Source organism: Dietzia sp. Cai40 (genome assembly GCF_014145165.1).
Lineage (GTDB): Bacteria > Actinomycetota > Actinomycetes > Mycobacteriales > Mycobacteriaceae > Dietzia > Dietzia natronolimnaea.
Genome location: NZ_JAALEB010000207.1, coordinates 1 through 2,518, shown reverse-complemented (window position 1 = coordinate 2,518; position 2,518 = coordinate 1). Strand labels below are relative to the sequence as shown.

At 71.0% G+C, this 2,518-nt stretch carries 3 protein-coding genes; 2 read left to right on the top strand and 1 reads right to left on the bottom strand.

Annotated elements, in window-relative coordinates:
* A partial coding sequence (serS, locus tag G6022_RS08815) for a serine--tRNA ligase (RefSeq protein WP_182691388.1) occupies window positions 1-1,172 on the top strand: 1,172 nt, incomplete at its 5' end.
* A 10-nt stretch (window positions 1,173-1,182) separates the two neighbouring features.
* Here the strand turns inward: serS and G6022_RS16845 are convergent.
* Window positions 1,183-1,701, bottom strand: coding sequence for a PaaI family thioesterase (locus G6022_RS16845; protein WP_179524224.1), 519 nt, complete (start codon window positions 1,699-1,701; stop codon window positions 1,183-1,185).
* Window positions 1,702-1,761: 60 nt separating this feature from the next.
* Between G6022_RS16845 and G6022_RS08805 the strand changes: the two genes are divergently transcribed.
* A partial coding sequence (locus G6022_RS08805; protein ID WP_182691386.1) for a 1-acyl-sn-glycerol-3-phosphate acyltransferase occupies window positions 1,762-2,518 on the top strand: 757 nt, incomplete at its 3' end.

Sequence of the window (2,518 nt, the reverse complement as noted above, 5' to 3'; positions counted from 1 at the left end):
TGCTGGCCGCCGACGAGGCCCGCCGGTCCTCGATCTCCGCCGCGGACGGCGCGCGCGCCGAGCAGAAGGCGCACGGCAAGAAGGTCGGTCAGGCCTCGCCGGAGGACCGCCCCGCGCTGCTCGAGGCGGCGGGTGCGCTCAAGCAGGCGGTCAAGGACGCCGAGGAGGCCGAGAAGTCCGCCGCGGCCGAGGTCGACCGACTCCAGCGGCTCCTCTCCAACGTCGTCGAGGCGGGGACCCCCGCCGGGGGCGAGGACGACTTCGTGGAGATCGAGCGGATCGGCGAGATCCCGAGCTTCGACTTCGAGCCGAGGGACCACCTCGAGCTCGGGGAGAGTCTGGGGCTGCTGGACATGGAACGCGGCGCCAAGGTCTCGGGCGCGCGCTTCTACTTCCTCACCGGCTACGGCGCACTCCTGCAGCTGGGCATGCTGCAGTTGGCCGCGCAGAAGGCCACCGCCAACGGCTTCACACTCATGATCCCGCCCGTTCTGGTGCGCCCCGAGATCATGCAGGGCACCGGGTTCCTCGGCGCCCACGCCGACGAGATCTACCGGCTCGAGGCCGACGACCTCTACCTGGTGGGCACCTCCGAGGTCGCGCTCGCCGGCTACCACCAGGGCGAGATCCTGGACCTGTCGGCCGGACCCAAGCGGTACGTCGGCTGGTCCTCGTGCTTCCGGCGTGAGGCCGGCAGCCACGGCAAGGACACCCGCGGCATCATCCGCGTGCACCAGTTCGACAAGGTCGAGATGTTCTCCTGGTGCAAGCCGGAGGAGGCCCACGCCGAGCACCTGCGCCTCCTGGGCTTCGAGAAGGAGATGCTGCAGGCCATGGGGCTGCCGTTCCGCGTGATCGACATCGCCGGTGGGGACCTGGGGTCGTCGGCCGCCCGCAAGTACGACTGCGAGGCGTGGGTCCCGACCCAGGGTGCCTACCGGGAGCTCACGTCCACGTCCAACTGCACGACGTTCCAGGCCCGCCGGCTGGGGGTGCGCTACCGGGACGAGGGGGGAAAGCCCCAGACGGCCGCCACCCTCAACGGCACGCTGGCCACCACGCGCTGGCTCGTGGCGATCCTGGAGAACCACCAGCAGGCGGACGGTTCCGTGGTCGTGCCCGAGGCGCTGCGGCCGTTCGTCGGCAAGGACGTGCTCGAGCCGCCCCGCTGACCGGATCGGCTCAGGGCCGGAAGAGCATCATCACGCCGCTCGCGCTGGCGCAGGTCCGACCGTCGGTGTCGAGGACCTTGGCCTGCACGACGCACGTCGACCGGCCCACGTGCTCGACCTCGGCATGGATCGTCGCGGGGGTCTTCTCCAACCTGAGCGCGCGGATGTACCGGACGGTCAGGTCGAGCGTGCTGTAGCCCACGCCCTCGTCGACGACGGTCGCGGTGGCGTAGCCCAGGGCGGAGTCGACCCACCCCGAGACGATCCCGCCGTGCACGGTCCCCCCGTTGTTCAGGGCCCACTCCCCGGGTGTGGCGGTCATGGCGACCACGCGATCGGACGCCGAGGTCAGTGCCAGGCCGAGGGTGTGCGCGCCGGGGGAGAGGTGGCGCTCGCCGTCGACGATCCCCCGCAGGGCGTCCAGCCCCGCGTGCGGGCTGCGCTCGGACTCGCTCGGCAGCGGCGGCCACGAATAGTGGCGACTGCGCGCCGCGGGGTCGACCGAATCGAAGGGCTCGTCGTCATCCACCCCGCCGAACCTACCGGCAGCGGATCACGCCGCCCGGGGTGGGCCGCTACGCTGGGGGCCGTGGAGCTGCTCTATACGGGGATCATCGGGTTCGCCCGGACACTGTTCAAAGTCCAGGGACTGGACATCACGATGCGCGGCGAGCGCAACTTCCCCGAGGTCGGCGGGGCCGTGGTGGTGATGAACCACACCGGGTACCTCGACTTCGTCTACGGCGGCATCCCGGCGCGCCTGCACAAGCGGTTCATCCGCTACATGGCCAAGGTCGAGGTGTTCGACCACAAGGTCTCCGGGCCGATCATGCGGGAGCTCAAGCACATCCCGGTCGACCGCACGGCGGGTAAGGCGTCGTTCGACGAGGCGGTGGACCGGCTCAAGGCCGGAGAGCTGGTGGGCGTGTTCCCCGAGGCCACCATCAGTCGCAGTTTCGAGGTCAAGGGCTTCAAGTCCGGTGCGGTGCGGATGGCGCTCGCCGCCGACGTCCCGATCATCACGGTGACCCTGTGGGGCTCGCAGCGGGTGTGGACCAAGGGCCTGCCCAAGAAGCTGCTGCGCCCGAAGGTGCCGATCATGATGGAGGTCGGCGAGCCGACGCCGGCGTACGAGCCGGTGGAGGAGTGCACCGAGGAGCTGCGCTCGCGGATGCAGGCCACCCTCGAGCGGCTGCAGGACGAGTACGCGCAGCGCTACGGCCCGTACCCGCCCGGTGCGAACTGGGTCCCGGCCCGTCTCGGCGGTTCGGCCCCGACCCTCGAGGAGGCCACCGCCCTCGACGAGGCCGAGCACGCCGAGCGGATGCGCCGACGGGCGGAGAAGG